General features: G+C 40.9%; 16 protein-coding genes. 12 read left to right on the top strand and 4 right to left on the bottom strand.

Going from position 1 to position 14,031, the window contains the following annotated elements:
* The first annotated feature begins 44 nt into the window (after positions 1–44).
* The 9 genes from DBX24_RS03645 (at position 45) to DBX24_RS03605 (ending at position 6,583) form a co-directional block, all read left to right on the top strand.
* The gene (locus tag DBX24_RS03645; protein WP_120488328.1) at positions 45–641 is read left to right on the top strand and encodes an ExbD/TolR family protein; all 597 of its coding nucleotides are present in this window, start codon (positions 45–47) and stop codon (positions 639–641) included.
* Positions 642–656: 15 nt separating this feature from the next.
* On the top strand, positions 657–1,214 hold the full coding sequence (locus DBX24_RS03640) for a biopolymer transporter ExbD (RefSeq protein ID WP_120488329.1): 558 nt from the start codon (positions 657–659) through the stop codon (positions 1,212–1,214).
* 18 nt (positions 1,215–1,232) lie between these two features.
* Positions 1,233–2,090: an energy transducer TonB gene (locus tag DBX24_RS03635; RefSeq protein WP_160224014.1), complete on the top strand. Its 858-nt coding sequence runs from the start codon at positions 1,233–1,235 to the stop codon at positions 2,088–2,090.
* Positions 2,091–2,154: 64 nt separating this feature from the next.
* A complete protein-coding gene (locus tag DBX24_RS03630) occupies positions 2,155–2,367 on the top strand; it encodes a DUF308 domain-containing protein (protein ID WP_309568998.1) in 213 nt (70 codons plus the stop codon).
* Entirely contained in the window at positions 2,342–3,211 is an 870-nt protein-coding gene (locus tag DBX24_RS03625; RefSeq protein WP_185150756.1) for a PstS family phosphate ABC transporter substrate-binding protein, read from the top strand. Before DBX24_RS03630 ends, DBX24_RS03625 begins: the two co-directional genes overlap by 26 nt.
* Positions 3,212–3,239: 28 nt before the next feature.
* Positions 3,240–3,857: an NUDIX hydrolase gene (locus DBX24_RS03620; RefSeq protein WP_160224013.1), complete on the top strand. Its 618-nt coding sequence runs from the start codon at positions 3,240–3,242 to the stop codon at positions 3,855–3,857.
* Between the two features lie 22 nt (positions 3,858–3,879).
* Positions 3,880–4,686, top strand: coding sequence for a lysophospholipid acyltransferase family protein (locus DBX24_RS03615; protein ID WP_120488334.1), 807 nt, complete (start codon positions 3,880–3,882; stop codon positions 4,684–4,686).
* A gap of 5 nt (positions 4,687–4,691) precedes the next feature.
* Positions 4,692–5,240 carry a hypothetical protein gene (locus DBX24_RS03610; RefSeq protein ID WP_160224012.1) on the top strand — a complete coding sequence of 183 codons (549 nt, stop codon included), beginning with the start codon at positions 4,692–4,694 and terminating at the stop codon, positions 5,238–5,240.
* A 68-nt stretch (positions 5,241–5,308) separates the two neighbouring features.
* A complete protein-coding gene (locus DBX24_RS03605; RefSeq protein ID WP_160224011.1) occupies positions 5,309–6,583 on the top strand; it encodes an acetyl-CoA hydrolase/transferase family protein in 1,275 nt (424 codons plus the stop codon).
* Between the two features lie 362 nt (positions 6,584–6,945).
* Here DBX24_RS03605 and DBX24_RS03600 read toward each other — a convergent pair whose 3' ends face one another.
* Together DBX24_RS03600 and DBX24_RS03595 are read right to left on the bottom strand one after the other, a co-directional pair.
* Positions 6,946–8,343: a UDP-N-acetylmuramate--L-alanine ligase gene (locus DBX24_RS03600; RefSeq protein ID WP_160224010.1), complete on the bottom strand. Its 1,398-nt coding sequence runs from the start codon at positions 8,341–8,343 to the stop codon at positions 6,946–6,948.
* A gap of 21 nt (positions 8,344–8,364) precedes the next feature.
* Entirely contained in the window at positions 8,365–9,294 is a 930-nt protein-coding gene (locus DBX24_RS03595) for a DUF8457 domain-containing protein (RefSeq protein ID WP_160224009.1), read from the bottom strand.
* A gap of 60 nt (positions 9,295–9,354) precedes the next feature.
* On the opposite strand from DBX24_RS03595, the gene DBX24_RS03590 reads away from it, so the two are divergent.
* Positions 9,355–9,942: a thymidine kinase gene (locus DBX24_RS03590; protein WP_120488339.1), complete on the top strand. Its 588-nt coding sequence runs from the start codon at positions 9,355–9,357 to the stop codon at positions 9,940–9,942.
* A gap of 23 nt (positions 9,943–9,965) precedes the next feature.
* Here the strand turns inward: DBX24_RS03590 and DBX24_RS03585 are convergent, their stop codons facing one another.
* Both DBX24_RS03585 and DBX24_RS03580 read right to left on the bottom strand, forming a co-directional pair.
* Complete coding sequence (locus DBX24_RS03585) at positions 9,966–11,072, bottom strand: CapA family protein (RefSeq protein WP_260392838.1); 1,107 nt, start codon at positions 11,070–11,072, stop codon at positions 9,966–9,968.
* A gap of 21 nt (positions 11,073–11,093) precedes the next feature.
* The gene (locus DBX24_RS03580) at positions 11,094–12,461 is read right to left on the bottom strand and encodes an exopolysaccharide biosynthesis polyprenyl glycosylphosphotransferase (RefSeq protein ID WP_160224008.1); all 1,368 of its coding nucleotides are present in this window, start codon (positions 12,459–12,461) and stop codon (positions 11,094–11,096) included.
* A gap of 117 nt (positions 12,462–12,578) precedes the next feature.
* Here DBX24_RS03580 and DBX24_RS03575 point away from each other — a divergent pair, with 117 nt between their 5' ends.
* Together DBX24_RS03575 and DBX24_RS03570 are read left to right on the top strand one after the other, a co-directional pair.
* Positions 12,579–13,340 (top strand): alpha/beta fold hydrolase, encoded by a 762-nt coding sequence (locus DBX24_RS03575; RefSeq protein ID WP_160224007.1) that lies wholly within the window; start codon positions 12,579–12,581, stop codon positions 13,338–13,340.
* A gap of 33 nt (positions 13,341–13,373) precedes the next feature.
* Positions 13,374–14,021 (top strand): O-methyltransferase, encoded by a 648-nt coding sequence (locus tag DBX24_RS03570; protein ID WP_160224006.1) that lies wholly within the window; start codon positions 13,374–13,376, stop codon positions 14,019–14,021.
* Positions 14,022–14,031 lie beyond the last annotated feature (10 nt).

The raw sequence follows: 14,031 nt of genomic DNA, 5'->3' as shown, positions 1-14,031 counted from the left end.
TGCCTACTTGAAGTTTATAAGTTAAATAAAAATCCAAAAGAATAATGGCGAGAATAAAACCAAAAAGACACGGTGTAGTAACAGATATGACGGCGATGTGTGATGTTGCCTTCCTGTTACTGACCTTCTTTATCCTCACCACACAGTTTAAAAAACCTGATGTGGAGCAGATAAAACCGCCATCTTCTATTTCAGAAAAGCTACTCCCAGATGCGAGTTTGATGACCATTAATATAACCCCGGAAGGAAAATTCTACTTCCAGCCTGTGGAAAATGGTTCAGAAAGAATAAAACTCCTCGAAGCTATGGGAGAGAAATATAAAGTGAATTTTACAGATGAAAATAAAGTAGCATTCACTAAGGTTACAGCTATTGGAGTACCAATGTCTAAACTAAAAGGCTTTTTAGAGCTTTCAGAAGATGAGCAGAAAAATGTGAAAGCGGACGGAATTCCGCTCGATAGTACAAAGAGAGAATTAATCGACTGGGTACAGCAAAGCCTTAATGTAAATGGTAGCTATAAAATGGCAGTAAAAGGCGATGTGAATACCAAATACCCTAAGGTAAAAGACCTCTTTGAAGGTTTGAGAGAGATTAATTTCCTCCAGTTTTGGTTGATTACAACTCAGGAATCTAACTAAATAAAGAATTGAGAAATGGCAGAAGTACAAGTAAAAGAAGATAGCGGAAAGGGCGGTAAAGTCCGCTCCAAGAAGCAGAGCACGAGGGTAGATATGACCCCGATGGTAGACTTGGGGTTCCTATTGATTACATTCTTTATGTTTACCACTACATTTAGCAAGCCTAATGTAATGGACTTAGGATTACCTGCAAAACCAAAAGATGAAACTCAACAATTGGAAAAGAAAGAAATTGATTTATCAAATTCCATATCTCTGATTTTGGGTAAAGACGATAGAATTTTCTACCACCAGCAAGACAAAGAAAGTCTAAATGAGCAAAACCTTATGGAGACCAACTTTGACCGTGAGGGGGTAAGAAAAGTAATTGAGCAAGCTAAGGCTAAGGCTAAAGATAAAAGTATATTTACAGTTATCATTAAGCCTACAGATGATGCGGTATATAAAAACTTTGTAGATCTTTTAGATGAAATGGCGATTACAGGTAATGAAAGATACGGTGTAACCGAAATCAAGACTTGGGAAAAGCCAATTTATGATAAAAAAGCAGGAAATCCTGCATCTGCAAACTAATCTTAATTATAGACGATTATGGCTAATGATATACAATACAATGAACAAAATCTGTCTTTAGATGAAATTGTATTTGAAAACAGAAATAAAGACTATGGTGCATACGACCTTAGATTTAATTATGCTAAGATATTGACCAAGTCATTTATTATCGGTACGGTTCTTTTCCTCGTATTGGCGCTTACTCCTCTTATCTATGTAACGATTGAGAGACTTACAGCTCCAGCAGCAAAGGAGGTAGATTCTGTATTAATCAATATAGAAGATGACCTGCCAGAAGAGGAGGAAATTATAGAAGAACCGGAAGATACTCCGCCACCGCCACCACCTCAGCAGGAAGAACCTCCTCAGCAGGAGATTATTCAAAACTTGGTTCCAGAGCCTACAAAAGATCCTAAGGTAGAAACTCCACCGCCACCAATCAGTGTGCAAACACAAACCACTACTGGAGCGGTGAATCAAGAGGGGGTAAAAGCGCCATCAAGCTATACACCACCGCCACCACCGCCATCCGGTACAGGAAAAGGCACTACAGTGGAAGTAAAACCACAAGTTTCTACTACTGAAGTTTATCAAACCGTAGATCAGGAGGCGGAATTTACAGGTGGAGGGCTCAATGGCTTCCGTAGAAAGTTCCAAGAGAATTTTGATAATGAATCTATGGAAGGTGAGGGTACTGTAAAAACAGAAATCACCTTCGTGGTAGAGAGAGATGGAACCATTTCCAGCGTAAAGGCTACGGGTTCAAATACAGCATTTAATAAAGAAGCAGAAAGAACCATTAAGTCCATTAAGCAGAAGTGGAATCCAGGTAAAGTAAATGGGCAAGCGGTAAGATCGCGATACAGATTCCCAATTACAATGCAGTTTGAATAATTTTTATAATTATTTATAGAGAGAGAAGTCTTAGGGCTTCTCTTTTTTTATTATTTTTGTGGCTATGATGTTTAACTGGTTATCATTGGTAACGGGCTTTTTCTATATCGTAATGGGAGTCGTCGTTATCACATACAAATTTTTTATCAATCGTTTGGAAACCACCACTGCTTATGCTTTGGGGGCACTGCTCATCGCCTATGGTATTTTCAGAATACTCAGAGCTATTTATAAAATTAGGAAAAACAAAAATGAAAAAAATTCTTCCCGTTTTTAGTCTCATCTTCCTCCTCATCATTTCCTGTTCAAAAAAAGAAGAGAAAATGATAGATTTCAATAAAGGTAAAATCACCATACTTACAGATGACTCCTTTAAAAGCTTAGTAGAGGCGTTGGCAGATGCCTATATGATACGCTACCCACAAACAGAAGTAAGTGTAGAGGTAATGAAAGAAGACTTAGCTCTTTCAAGGCTAATGAAAAATGAAGCCAAGCTCATCGCTATTTCAAAACCATTGACTGAGAAAGAAAAATCGGAGTATGAACAGATTATGGAGACGAAGTTTCAACCTGATTATTTCGCTGCCGATGCAGTGCTTTTCATTACCCATAAAAACTCAGCCCGAGAAAGTATTTCGGTTGAAGAAATAAAGGCAGAACTGCTTTCAGATAAGAAGAATTTTGTATTTGATGGGAATAATTCCAGCAATCTGAATTTTATTTCGGATAAAATTGGGCATAAACCTTCGGAATTGAAGTATTATGTGATGAATGGTAATGAAAATGTAATCCAAACTTTGGAAAAGCACCCCGATAAGATTGGAGTTATAAGCCTGAATACCATCAGCAGACAATATAATAAGCAAATGCAAGAGCTCAGAAACTCAGTGAAAATCTTACCTGTGCAGTCTGAGGGGCAGCGTATCTTCCCAGAGGGGAAAAACCTTACCGAGATGAAGTACCCTTTTACAAGGCTTATCTATTTCCTCTATAATGAAGGAGGCTTTGGTATAGCAAAAGGTATTGTTCGTTTTTCTTGTACTCAAAAGGGACAGTTGGTAGTAGAGAAAGAGGGGCTTCAGCCCTACAACCTCTATAAGAGAGAGGTGAGAATGAATTAGCAGAGGCTTTTCCTCGCTTAAAAAACAAATGATAGATTTAGTAAAGAAAATAAAAGCACAGGAGCTTTGGGGAGAGGAGGCGCATCGGTTGTATTCGCCACCGTACCGCCCCGTCTATACCTATGATGAGATTCTGCAAAGAAATCCGAAGCAGGCAGCCGTCAATATCTTATTTTATTTAAAGGATGGTGAGTGGTACTTTCCGCTAATGCTCCGCTCAAAGAATATACATGATACCCACAGCGGGCAGGTATCTCTCCCTGGTGGGCAGTATGAGGAGGGAGACCTTAGCTTTGAGGAGACCGCCATCCGAGAGACAAATGAGGAGATGGGAATAGACAGGCACTACATCCGCATTATTAGGCGTCTTTCGCCTATTTATGTGCAGCCGAGCAACTTCTATGTGCATACTTTTATTTCTTATACCAAGCGAAACCCTATTTTCAAACTCCAAAAATCCGAAGCCGTAGAGCTGATAGAATTTCCCGTTTCTGAGCTGCTCATACAGCCAGAACCTCCAACATTAATGGCGCTTCCTTCTGCGGGAAATACCGAAGTACCCGCTATTCAATTTAAAAATCATATCATCTGGGGAGCGACTTCTATGATACTCTCCGAGCTTAGGCACTTGCTTAAAAATTTGTAAATTTGGCACTCTAATTATTCTAATGGCTAAGAAAAATATCTTTTTTGATGCATTTGGTACGCCTTATTTCTTGAAAAGGTTAATCATTTTCATCTTTGGGCTTATTTCCTATCGTAGGTTCAATGGTTTTAATAAACTGAAAATATCAGGAAGCGAAAATTTGGTGGATTTACCTGATACCAATGTACTCTTCGTTTCTAATCATCAAACCTATTTTGCCGATGTGGCAGCTATGTATCATGCGTTTTGTGCAGTGAATAATGGCTATCTCAATACCATAAAAAATCCAATCTACCTTCTTAATCCAAAGGTTGATTTTTATTATGTAGCAGCAAAGGAAACGATGAATAACGGCCTGCTGGCGCGGATTTTTAAGGTCGCAGGAGCCGTTACTGTAAAGAGAACCTGGCGCTCCGAAGGTAAAAATGTAAATCGTATGGTAGATATGAGCGAGGTGGAGAATATTATGAAAGCCCTTGATAATGGCTGGGTGATTACCTTCCCACAGGGGACTACTTCTGCTTTTGCACAGGGTAGAAAGGGAACAGCCAAGCTCGTAAAAAGCCAGAAACCCATCGTAGTGCCGATTAAAATTAATGGCTTCAGAAGGGCGTTTGATAAAAAAGGCCTCAAACTGAAAGTTACAGGCGTAAAACCGACAATGGAGTTTAAAAAACCTTTAGAACTAGACTATGAAAACGAATCTACGCAGGATATTTTAGATAAAATAATGATTGCCATAGAGCAAACCGAAGACTTCAATCTACTGCACCAGTACGATAAGGAGCAAGAACTAAAAAAACAACAGGAAACTCAAATACAACCTTAATAAAAGTGGATTATAAACAACTCTCAGCGCTTTCGGAAGGCAAAACCCGAGTGATACTTTTCGGCTTGCATCCCAAAATCTCACAGCTTATACGCTATGTTTTGGACTATCACGAAAAAGAATATGATTATGTGAGTTCGGGAGAGGCTATCCTCAATGGAAAAGATTTTTTCATCTTGGAAACCGATGATGCTAATGCTCCTCAGCATTTCCCACCTACGATTATCTTTATAGGGAGCCAATCGCAGACAGAGAACTATTCGGATATGCTTGTCAGCATCACCCAAGGGGGAATATTGGTTTATCCAGACTTTGTAATGCCTTTGGAGCACGCCGTATATCAGTCCCTCAACTATTTCAGGAAGATGGGCTACAAAGCTCCAGATGCTCAAATTTCAGATTCTTCCTCCGTATTGAATACCGACTTTGGTAAGGTTAAAATCGCATTATCAGATAAAGAGATTTTAAAAGACATAGATGGTGCAAAGTATTTCTGCCAGCAATTGGGTATTATGGAAGATGAATTTTATGATGCCGTTTCGGTATGGGAGTGAGTTAATATATAAGGATTTGGCTTATTGGGATAAATTTGTATATTTATCCCAATAATTTTTTACGCATTATGATAAATTATTCAACCATTGAAGAAGCTGTCTCCGAAATTAGGAGCGGAGAGAGGGTATTCCTCCACGGATCAGCTTGTACGCCTACCGTTATCATAGATGAAATGGCAAGACAGGCACCGCGTTTGAAAGATGTAGAAGTAGTCTCCATTACCTTGCAAGGGGACATAGAGATTGCTAAGCCTCAGTATGAGGATAGTTTTATAATGAATTCTTTTTTTGTTTCCTCACCCCTTCGCGAGGGTGTTAATCAAGGTAAGGGCAATTTTATCCCCGCATTCCTTAGCGAGATACCGCTTATTTTCCAGAATGTAATGCCTCTGGATGTGGCGGTAGTTACCGTTTCCCCGCCAGATAAGCACGGCTATTGTACTTTGGGAACTTCGGTAGATGTTACCAGAAGTGCAGTAGATCTTGCCAAAAAGATTATCGCAGTGGTGAATCCTAAAATGCCGAAGACCCACGGTCAGGGCTTGATTCATTATACAAAATTTACTAAGGCTGTCCTCCACGAATCCGAGCTTCTCACCATAGACTATCGCTCAAAAATCACCGATATAGAAATGAAAATTGGGCAAAATATTGCGGGGCTTATAGACGACAGGGCTACCCTACAAATGGGTATCGGTACTATTCCAGACGCTACTTTGCTCTATTTAAACAACCATAAAGACCTCGGGATACATACAGAGATGCTCAGCAATGGGGTGATAGACCTCATTAAAAACGATATCGTAAATAATAAGTATAAGGGGCTTCATAATAACCGTACGGTAACCTCATTCTGCTTTGGTGAGAGGGAGCTCTACGATTATGTGGATGATAACCCAGCCGTAGTATTTATGGATGTAAGGCATACCAATGACCCTATCCAAATTATGAAAAATAAGAAGCTCCACGCCATTAATTCTGCGATAGAGATAGATATTACGGGGCAGGTATGTGCAGATTCTATTGGGACTTATCAGTACAGCGGTATCGGGGGTCAGGTAGATTTTATGCGCGGTGCAGCACTGAGCGAGGGCGGTAAGCCGATTATGGCAATCACCTCCCGAACCAAAAAAGGCCTCCCAAGAATTGTCCCAACCCTCAAAGAAGGTGCAGGGGTAGTTACCACCCGAGGGCATATCCACTATGTAGTTACTGAGTATGGCGTAGCCTACCTCTATGGTAAGAATTTCAGGCAAAGGGCAAAGGCGCTTATAGACATCGCTCACCCAGACGACAGGGAATACCTTACCGAGCAAGCCTTCAAACGATACAGAACACTTTAAGCTATCATTGGTAGCACCTTTACTTCTTGATAAAAGCCCTCATAGAGGGCTTTTTTTTCGGTACACCTTGCAGGTGATGCACTCGTTAGCACGAGGGGCAATTATTTTACACCTTATATATATAAGGTATAGAAATTTGAAAATTCATTACAAGGTGAATCAACATTGTCGGAGACCTCCGATGATGTTAGCAAGGTGAATCAAGATGTTCGCAGGTCTGTGAATTACACACGCAATATGGGCAAGATTAAAAATATAAATTATTACGCTGTTTCAGCTTGTTTTATTATTAATTTCGCAAAAAATTGATGAAAAACTTGATGATTTGAGCAGTTGAAAACACGCATTTTTTTAGCCAAAAGCTAAAAGCTATTAGCCAGAAGCCCATTAAAAACCTCTTTTGCAAAGGTTTCTAAGCTTGGGTCTCTGGCACCCATTAGGAGGAGGATGTCGCCACTGTGTAGGTGTTGCGAAAGGTAAGGGATAATCTCTGCTCTGTGCTCTATAAAGCATGCTTTTTTTCCTTTTTCTTTAATGCCTAAGACGAGGTCATTAGCAGAAATATCTTTTACGGCAGTACCGCCAGCGTAGAATATTTCACTCATCAGGATTTCATCTTGTGGGCGGAGGGCTGCGGATATTTCATCTATAAAATCCTGTTTTAGGAATCGGGTAGGTTTGTAGCCGTGTGGCTGAAACCAAGTGATAAGCCTGCCCTCACCAGCAACGAGCTGGCAAGCCTTAATGCTGGAAGCGCATTTTGCAGGATTATGGGCATAGTCATCAATTACCCAAACGCCATTCTTCTGCCCCAGAATCTGATGCCTGCGGTAGATACCCTCGTACTGGGCAAGGCTTTGGGCACAGACCTCCAAACTCACACCTACGCTGTGGGCAACGGCTATGGCTGCAGCAGCATTTTCCGCCGAGTGCCTACCGATAGCATTCATTTCAAAGACTTGGTTTTGGATTCTAAAGCTGAGATGAAAACCCTCTTGATGAAAATCGGTGATGCAATAGCCCGCTTCTGGAGTTTCAAAACCGAAATCAGAGGATTTATCCGAAGACAAGTCCTTAGCTAATAAATTGGACTGATTTACAATAAAACGATGATGGGTATTCCCTTTAAAAATCGTGAAAAGCTGGATGAGCTCATCAATCTCTTGGTGGTCTTTATCAATATTCAGGAGGAGCCCAATCTCTGGTTTGTACTGCACTACGGAGCCATCGCTTTCATCAGCTTCTATAATGAGCCATTCGCCTTTTCCTACGGCAGCATTGCCTATTTTTCCTTGCTTGATAAGACTCGTAAGCCCTGCACCAGAGATAATACTCGGTGATAAACCTGCATCGTTCAAAATCTGATAGAGCATAGCAGAAGTGGTACTCTTACCCGAAGTGCCTGCTACGGCAATTGTTTTCTTGCTTTGTGCAATGATGGCGAGGAGCTCACTCCGCTTGATAATAGGAATGCTGAGTGCTTTTGCTTTCTGAACTTCAAAGACGGTATCTTCTATCGCGGTGGAAACTACGACTAAGTCCGTATCCTCGGAGATGCCACTGCCATCTTGCAGGAAGCACTGGATACCTTCAGCTTCCAGTAGGTTTTTGGTAGGGTTAAACTCATCGGGGTGGAAATATCGGTCACTCCCCGAAACATCCTTACCAATACCTTTTAGGTACTGGGCTATGGCGCTCATACCGACACCTGCAATCCCAATAAAAAACACATTCTGGAAGTTGGAAATATCCTTTATCATCTCGATTTATTCGTTCTAAGGTTACATAAATTTATCTTCTACAAGATACCAAAGTCTTTGTGCTATTTCATCTACTTTATCCCAGTTTTTTTCGTAGTACATATCGCTGAGAAACTCTTTTGCACTGTCTATATCGTCAAAGGAATTGAGTTTTTTTACCACTTCATTCAGCTCTACTTGGCTACCATCGAAGAGGTGTTTAGAAAAGGCAATCCTGTCATTTAGGTCTAAGGCAAATTCTCTCCTTGCTTTTTTATTTTGATGCTGTTCTGCTTTTTGCTCGGTGATTTCTTCTAATGTCTCTTCATTAAAGAGAGGCTCAATATGGCTTAGGGGTTTTATTTTCGCGAGTTTTATTTTCTTCTCGGTAGGATACTCGCTTTCATTTTCCTCTATGTTTTCTTCAGTCGACTCTTCTATATTTTCTATTGCTTCCTCTATTTCTTCTTGGAGCGTCTCTTCATTTTTGTGTTGAGGCTCTGAGGTCTCTTCTGCTGTATGCGTCATAGGCTTTTCATCCTCCAGCTGAGGGGTTACTTCCTCTATTTCTTGGGGAGTTTCTGTCTCAATTAATACTTCTTCCTCTACATTCTGAGTTTCTTCAGGGTTGAGGAATTGAATATCGATAGAGGGTGTCTCTTCAATGCTGATTTCGTTGAGTTCATTATTAAAAATAACCTCTTCTTCCAGTTCGGGTTTGTTGTCTGGTTCTTCGGGGTATTCTTCAGGGGAAGGGAGGTGGGTGTTTAGGATTTCATTGCTTTCTACATTGGGAGTGAGGTCGGCTTCATTCTTCTCAATGAATTTTAATACGGTGATTCTATTGGTGAGTTCCAGAAATAAATCGTGCTTTATCAGGAGCTCTTCTTTTGTTGAAATTTTGGAGATACTGTCTAATATATTCTTACATTCGAAGAAGAGTTTGTCCTGTAAATCCTGTATCTTTTGCATATAAAATTGAAAATTAAATTTAGTATTTTTGAGGCTCAAAAATCACGGCTAAAATAAAAAATGTTTTTAGAAAATACAATTAATCATGCCAAACAAAGTGGGTGGATGGAAGTCATCTGTGGGTCTATGTTTTCTGGGAAAACGGAGGAGCTCATCCGTAGGCTCCGCAGGGCAGAAATGGCAGGGCAAAGCGTGGAAATCTTTAAACCCAAAATAGACACCCGATATTCTGAGGAAGATGTGGTTTCTCATAACCAAAACAAAATCCGAAGTACTGCGGTAGAAAGCCCAAGTGAAATACTCCTGCTGGGCTCTGGCTGTGATGTAATCGCCATAGATGAAGCTCAGTTTTTTGATGACAGCATCGTAGAAATTGCCAATCAGCTTGCCAATAATGGCGTGCGTGTCGTGATTGCAGGACTGGATATGGACTTCCTCGGTAGGCCCTTTGGACCTATGCCCGCACTGATGGCCACTGCTGAATATGTGACCAAAGTACACGCCATCTGTAAGCGGACGGGCAACCTTGCCAACTACTCTATGCGTACCAGCCAAAGCAAAGATTTGGTAGAGCTGGGCGAGACCGAAAGCTACGAAGCCGTAAGCCGTAGGGTTTTTGTAGATGAGGTATTAAACCGTAAATTTTAAGCTATTAAAGCAAAAATCTCCCCTTATTTTCTAATAATATCAGGATTTTCTTCAAAATGGAGAACATTTTCTGGGAAGTCGGCAAGAGTAAGTTTCTTTATCTGATGAAAGGCTCCAGCATTAGGGTCTAATTGCAAGCCCTTTTCATCGGTCTGTTTTATGGAAATTACCTTTGAGTAGAGGAAATCGCCTTTGGCATTCAGCTTAATATCCAATAGCGGCGCGATACCATTAACTCCTTTCAGATTAAATCTCCCATAGGTATTGAAGTTCCCAAGGCTGTATGCGATAAATTTATTTTTATACAGCTCCACAGCGCGGGTTATATGTGGACCGTGCCCAAGTACAATATCCGCTCCTGCATCGATGACCGAGTGGGCAAATTCATAGACATTGCCTCGGTTTTCTCCGAAGAAAATCTCATTTCTACGGGGCACACGGGTATGCGTAGCGCCTTCGGCACCCCCGTGGAAGGATACGATAACGATGTCGGACTTAGATTTCAGCTCTCGGACGATTTGCTGAGCTTCCTTGATGTTTAAAATAGATACCATATTTCGGTTCGGAGCAAAGGCACAGAAGCCGTACTTTACGCCGTTTTTCTCAAAGGTGATGTAGGGCTTTTCTATCTGCCCTGCGTAGAGGATGCCGTTTTCGTCCAGCACCTCTGCGGTTCGTTTTCTGCCTGCTTCTCCGAAATCTCCAGCGTGGTTATTAGCAATACTCATCAGCATAAAACCTGCATCTTTTATAATCTTGCCGTAGCGCTCGGGCATTTGGAAGGCATAGCAGTTGGAGGCGTTTTTCCCACATTTTTGGGTATAGCCATTGTCTATAAGCGTACCTTCGAGGTTTCCGAAGACGATGTCTCCTTTTAAATAGTCTTTTACAGCATTAAAACTCCCTACGGCATCATCTTTTGGCAGGTAGCTGATGGAGGGATATTTACTTCCAATCATTATATCTCCTACAGCAACGATGCTTATCGTGTCTTTGAGAGGAGTTTGAGGAGAATCTGCCACCGCTTTCTCGGTTTGAGAAGCATTATGAGTAGAAGCATAGCTTTCTTCCTTTTTGGATTGGCAGAAAACGAGCATTGATGCAGCTAAAAAAGTCAATAGTTTATTCATCTTTATAATTTTTAGTTAATATTATCCGGCATTTTTATCACCTTTAATCATCAGGATAAGGGTTTTTAGAATGATGATAAGGTCTAAGCTGAAACTCCAATTTTTTACATAGAAAGAATCGGCAATTATCCTTTTTCTCATCTGAATATTTCGGTCTCCTTTATCGCCTCGGAGCCCATTTACCTGTGCGAGCCCCGTAATTCCTGGTTTTACCAAACTGCGAACTGAGTATCTTCCGATTTTGGGTTTAAATTCCTCATCTACGGCGAGCATATGTGGGCGAGGACCTACAACGGACATCTCCCCAAGCAGTACATTGATGAACTGAGGGAGCTCATCAAGGCTGGTTTTCCTGAGAAATCTACCGATAGGCGTTATTCTGCTGTCGTTCTCCTCCGTTATCTTAGAAGTGGAGCTTCCATCCTCTTTCATCGTTCGGAATTTATAGCAATTAAATACCTCCTCTCGGTAACCATATCTTTTTTGTTTGAAGATGATACCTCCCTTACCGCTGAGCCTGATCAGCAGAGCGATGATGGGAAAGAGCCACGAGCATACTCCTATTAGGATAATGAGGGAGAAGAGGATATCAAATGTGCGTTTAATGGTATAGTTGGCAAAATAATTTAATGGAAATTTTGCTGGGTATAATACGGGGAGAGACTCTATATATCTCAGTTCGTAGGCGAAAAATCGGGTTTGGATAATGTTGGGCAGGAGGATGATTTCCACTTTATCTTTTTCTGCTTCTATGAAAATTTGTTTTTCCAGTTCGGTGGGCAGTGCTTTCTGAGACGGTATATAGATACTGTGGATGCCGTGTGTTTTCCAGAAGTTTTTTAAGTCTTGAATCTTTATTTCTCCCTTTGGGAAGTTGAAAATTTGATAGCCGTAGTCCTTCCTTTTAATAAAAATTTCTCTTAAAATTTCGGTAGTGGGTGTCTCTATGATAAACATTACATTCCTATGGTTGATACCTTTGGAGCGAATATATTTCAGGAAGAGAAAAATGCCCGATTTCTGTACAAAAAAGATAAGCAGCAAGCTCAGACAGAGGTAGAGTCTCTCGCTTTTGAAGATACTGCTGTCGGATATATTGGTAAGGAGTACTACCCCTCCAGAGAAGAACAAAATATGTATGGCAAGCCTTTCCAAATAGTTGGTATAGGTAAGGCTTCGGGAGATGGAGTAGAGCTTGGTACGCCCACTGATGAGAAACCAGAAAATAAGTAGCAAACATACAGTAGTAATATTCTTTTCGGTGAAGATATCACTGATGCTCATCTCCCTCTTCCACCAATAAAAAAACAGGAATGTGCAGGTGATAATAAGAGCATCTATTCCTATGATAATAACCTTTGTATATTTAGAGTACCGCAGCCTTTGCATTCCTTTTTCTCAATTTGTATTCACGAAAATACTACTTTTTTATAAATTAAGTCTTCAGAAAGCCCTTCACAAATCTATTTCTTACCTTTGCGACCATAGTTTTTTTAACAGTACCTAATGCTTCATTATAATATTTCAGGAAGTGGGAAGGAGGTTTTGGTGCTCCTGCACGGTTTTATGGAGAACAGCAGTATCTGGGCAGATATGGAAGGCTTTCTCTCTAAAGATTTCAAATTGATAAAGGTAGATTTGCCTGGGCACGGGCTTTCGGAGGTAAAGTCCTCTCCACAAACAATGGAAATGATGGCCGATGAGGTAAAAGCTACACTCGATTCCCTTAATCTTAGAGCGGTTCATCTCCTTGGGCATTCTATGGGGGGCTATGTTTCTCTTGCTTTTGCAGAGAAATATCCGGAAATGCTGCGTTCGCTTACGCTTTTCTTCTCCACAGCATTGGAAGATGATGAGGAGAAGAAAAAAATCCGTACCCGAAGCATTGAAATCATAGACAAATATTTCTCAATGTTCGTCAATAACAGTATTCCCAACCTCTTTAACCCTAATGAGAAGGATAGGCTGGAAACAAAAATCAACCTTGCGAGGGAAATTGCACACTCAACAGATGTAGAGGGTGTAAAAGCTGCTCAGCTCGGTATGGTAGAACGCCCCAACCGTCTTTCTGCGCTTAAAGATTTAGAGGCAAAGGTGCTCATCATCACTGGGAGGTATGATAGTGCAGTGAAGAATGAATTATTCATCTCCTCACTTCCAGAGCGAAGCAATATTAAGGTCTATACCCTCGATTGCGGGCATTGTGGGCATTGGGAAAAGCCCGAAGTATGCTCGGCAATTATCAATCAAGAACTTTTAAACCCCTAACTCCCATTAATCATCATTTTAACTATCATTACTATGAGCTATTTTGAAGAATTGCATTCGGAGATGGACAGGTATTTGGAATCTCACGCATCCCAAGAGCCTGCTATCCTTAGGCGATTGAGGAGGGAGACTAATCAGAAGACTACTCAGCCTCATATGATTTCGGGTTATCAGCAGGGGAGGCTGCTTTCTCTTATCTCTCAACTCATCCAGCCGAAAAATGTCCTTGAAATCGGTACTTTTACGGGCTATGCTAGCCTTTGCCTCGCTGAAGGGCTTGCGAAAGACGGCACACTTACGACGATTGATATTAATGAAGATCTTGCCTACCTTCCTAAGAAATATTTTGAGGAGAGTGCTTATGCTCATCAGATTAATTTTCTGCTTCAAGATGCGAAAGATTATCTAAAAAACACTTCGGAGCGATATGATTTGGTCTTTATTGATGCTGATAAGGAGAATTACCCAGAGTATTTTCGATTGATTAAGCCAAAATTGGAAGCTGGGGCAGTTCTGATGTTTGATAATGTACTTTGGTATGGTAAAGTTCTTGAGGAAAACCCAACACAGAGAGCTACGCAAAGCATCAAGGCATTGAATGACTTAGCGGCTCAAGACCCGGACTTTGAAAATCTAATCCTACCTTTGCGCGACGGTCTTAACCTGATGCGAAGGAAATAAACACTACCCT

The organism is Bergeyella cardium (assembly GCF_009914665.1).
GTDB classification, from domain to species: Bacteria; Bacteroidota; Bacteroidia; order Flavobacteriales; family Weeksellaceae; genus Bergeyella_A; species Bergeyella_A cardium.
Note: the sequence above shows the minus strand (reverse complement) of the source record. Positions and strands in the feature narration are given on the sequence as shown.

Coding starts and splice junctions, on each gene's coding strand:
- DBX24_RS03645 (WP_120488328.1), top strand. CDS start 45: ATGGCGAGAATAAAACCAAAAAGACACGGTGTAGTAACAGATATGACG.
- DBX24_RS03640 (WP_120488329.1), top strand. CDS start 657: ATGGCAGAAGTACAAGTAAAAGAAGATAGCGGAAAGGGCGGTAAAGTC.
- DBX24_RS03635 (WP_160224014.1), top strand. CDS start 1,233: ATGGCTAATGATATACAATACAATGAACAAAATCTGTCTTTAGATGAA.
- DBX24_RS03630 (WP_309568998.1), top strand. CDS start 2,155: ATGATGTTTAACTGGTTATCATTGGTAACGGGCTTTTTCTATATCGTA.
- DBX24_RS03625 (WP_185150756.1), top strand. CDS start 2,342: ATGAAAAAAATTCTTCCCGTTTTTAGTCTCATCTTCCTCCTCATCATT.
- DBX24_RS03620 (WP_160224013.1), top strand. CDS start 3,240: ATGATAGATTTAGTAAAGAAAATAAAAGCACAGGAGCTTTGGGGAGAG.
- DBX24_RS03615 (WP_120488334.1), top strand. CDS start 3,880: ATGGCTAAGAAAAATATCTTTTTTGATGCATTTGGTACGCCTTATTTC.
- DBX24_RS03605 (WP_160224011.1), top strand. CDS start 5,309: ATGATAAATTATTCAACCATTGAAGAAGCTGTCTCCGAAATTAGGAGC.
- DBX24_RS03600 (WP_160224010.1), bottom strand. CDS start 8,343: ATGATAAAGGATATTTCCAACTTCCAGAATGTGTTTTTTATTGGGATT.
- DBX24_RS03595 (WP_160224009.1), bottom strand. CDS start 9,294: ATGCAAAAGATACAGGATTTACAGGACAAACTCTTCTTCGAATGTAAG.
- DBX24_RS03590 (WP_120488339.1), top strand. CDS start 9,355: ATGTTTTTAGAAAATACAATTAATCATGCCAAACAAAGTGGGTGGATG.
- DBX24_RS03585 (WP_260392838.1), bottom strand. CDS start 11,072: ATGAATAAACTATTGACTTTTTTAGCTGCATCAATGCTCGTTTTCTGC.
- DBX24_RS03580 (WP_160224008.1), bottom strand. CDS start 12,461: ATGCAAAGGCTGCGGTACTCTAAATATACAAAGGTTATTATCATAGGA.
- DBX24_RS03575 (WP_160224007.1), top strand. CDS start 12,579: ATGCTTCATTATAATATTTCAGGAAGTGGGAAGGAGGTTTTGGTGCTC.
- DBX24_RS03570 (WP_160224006.1), top strand. CDS start 13,374: ATGAGCTATTTTGAAGAATTGCATTCGGAGATGGACAGGTATTTGGAA.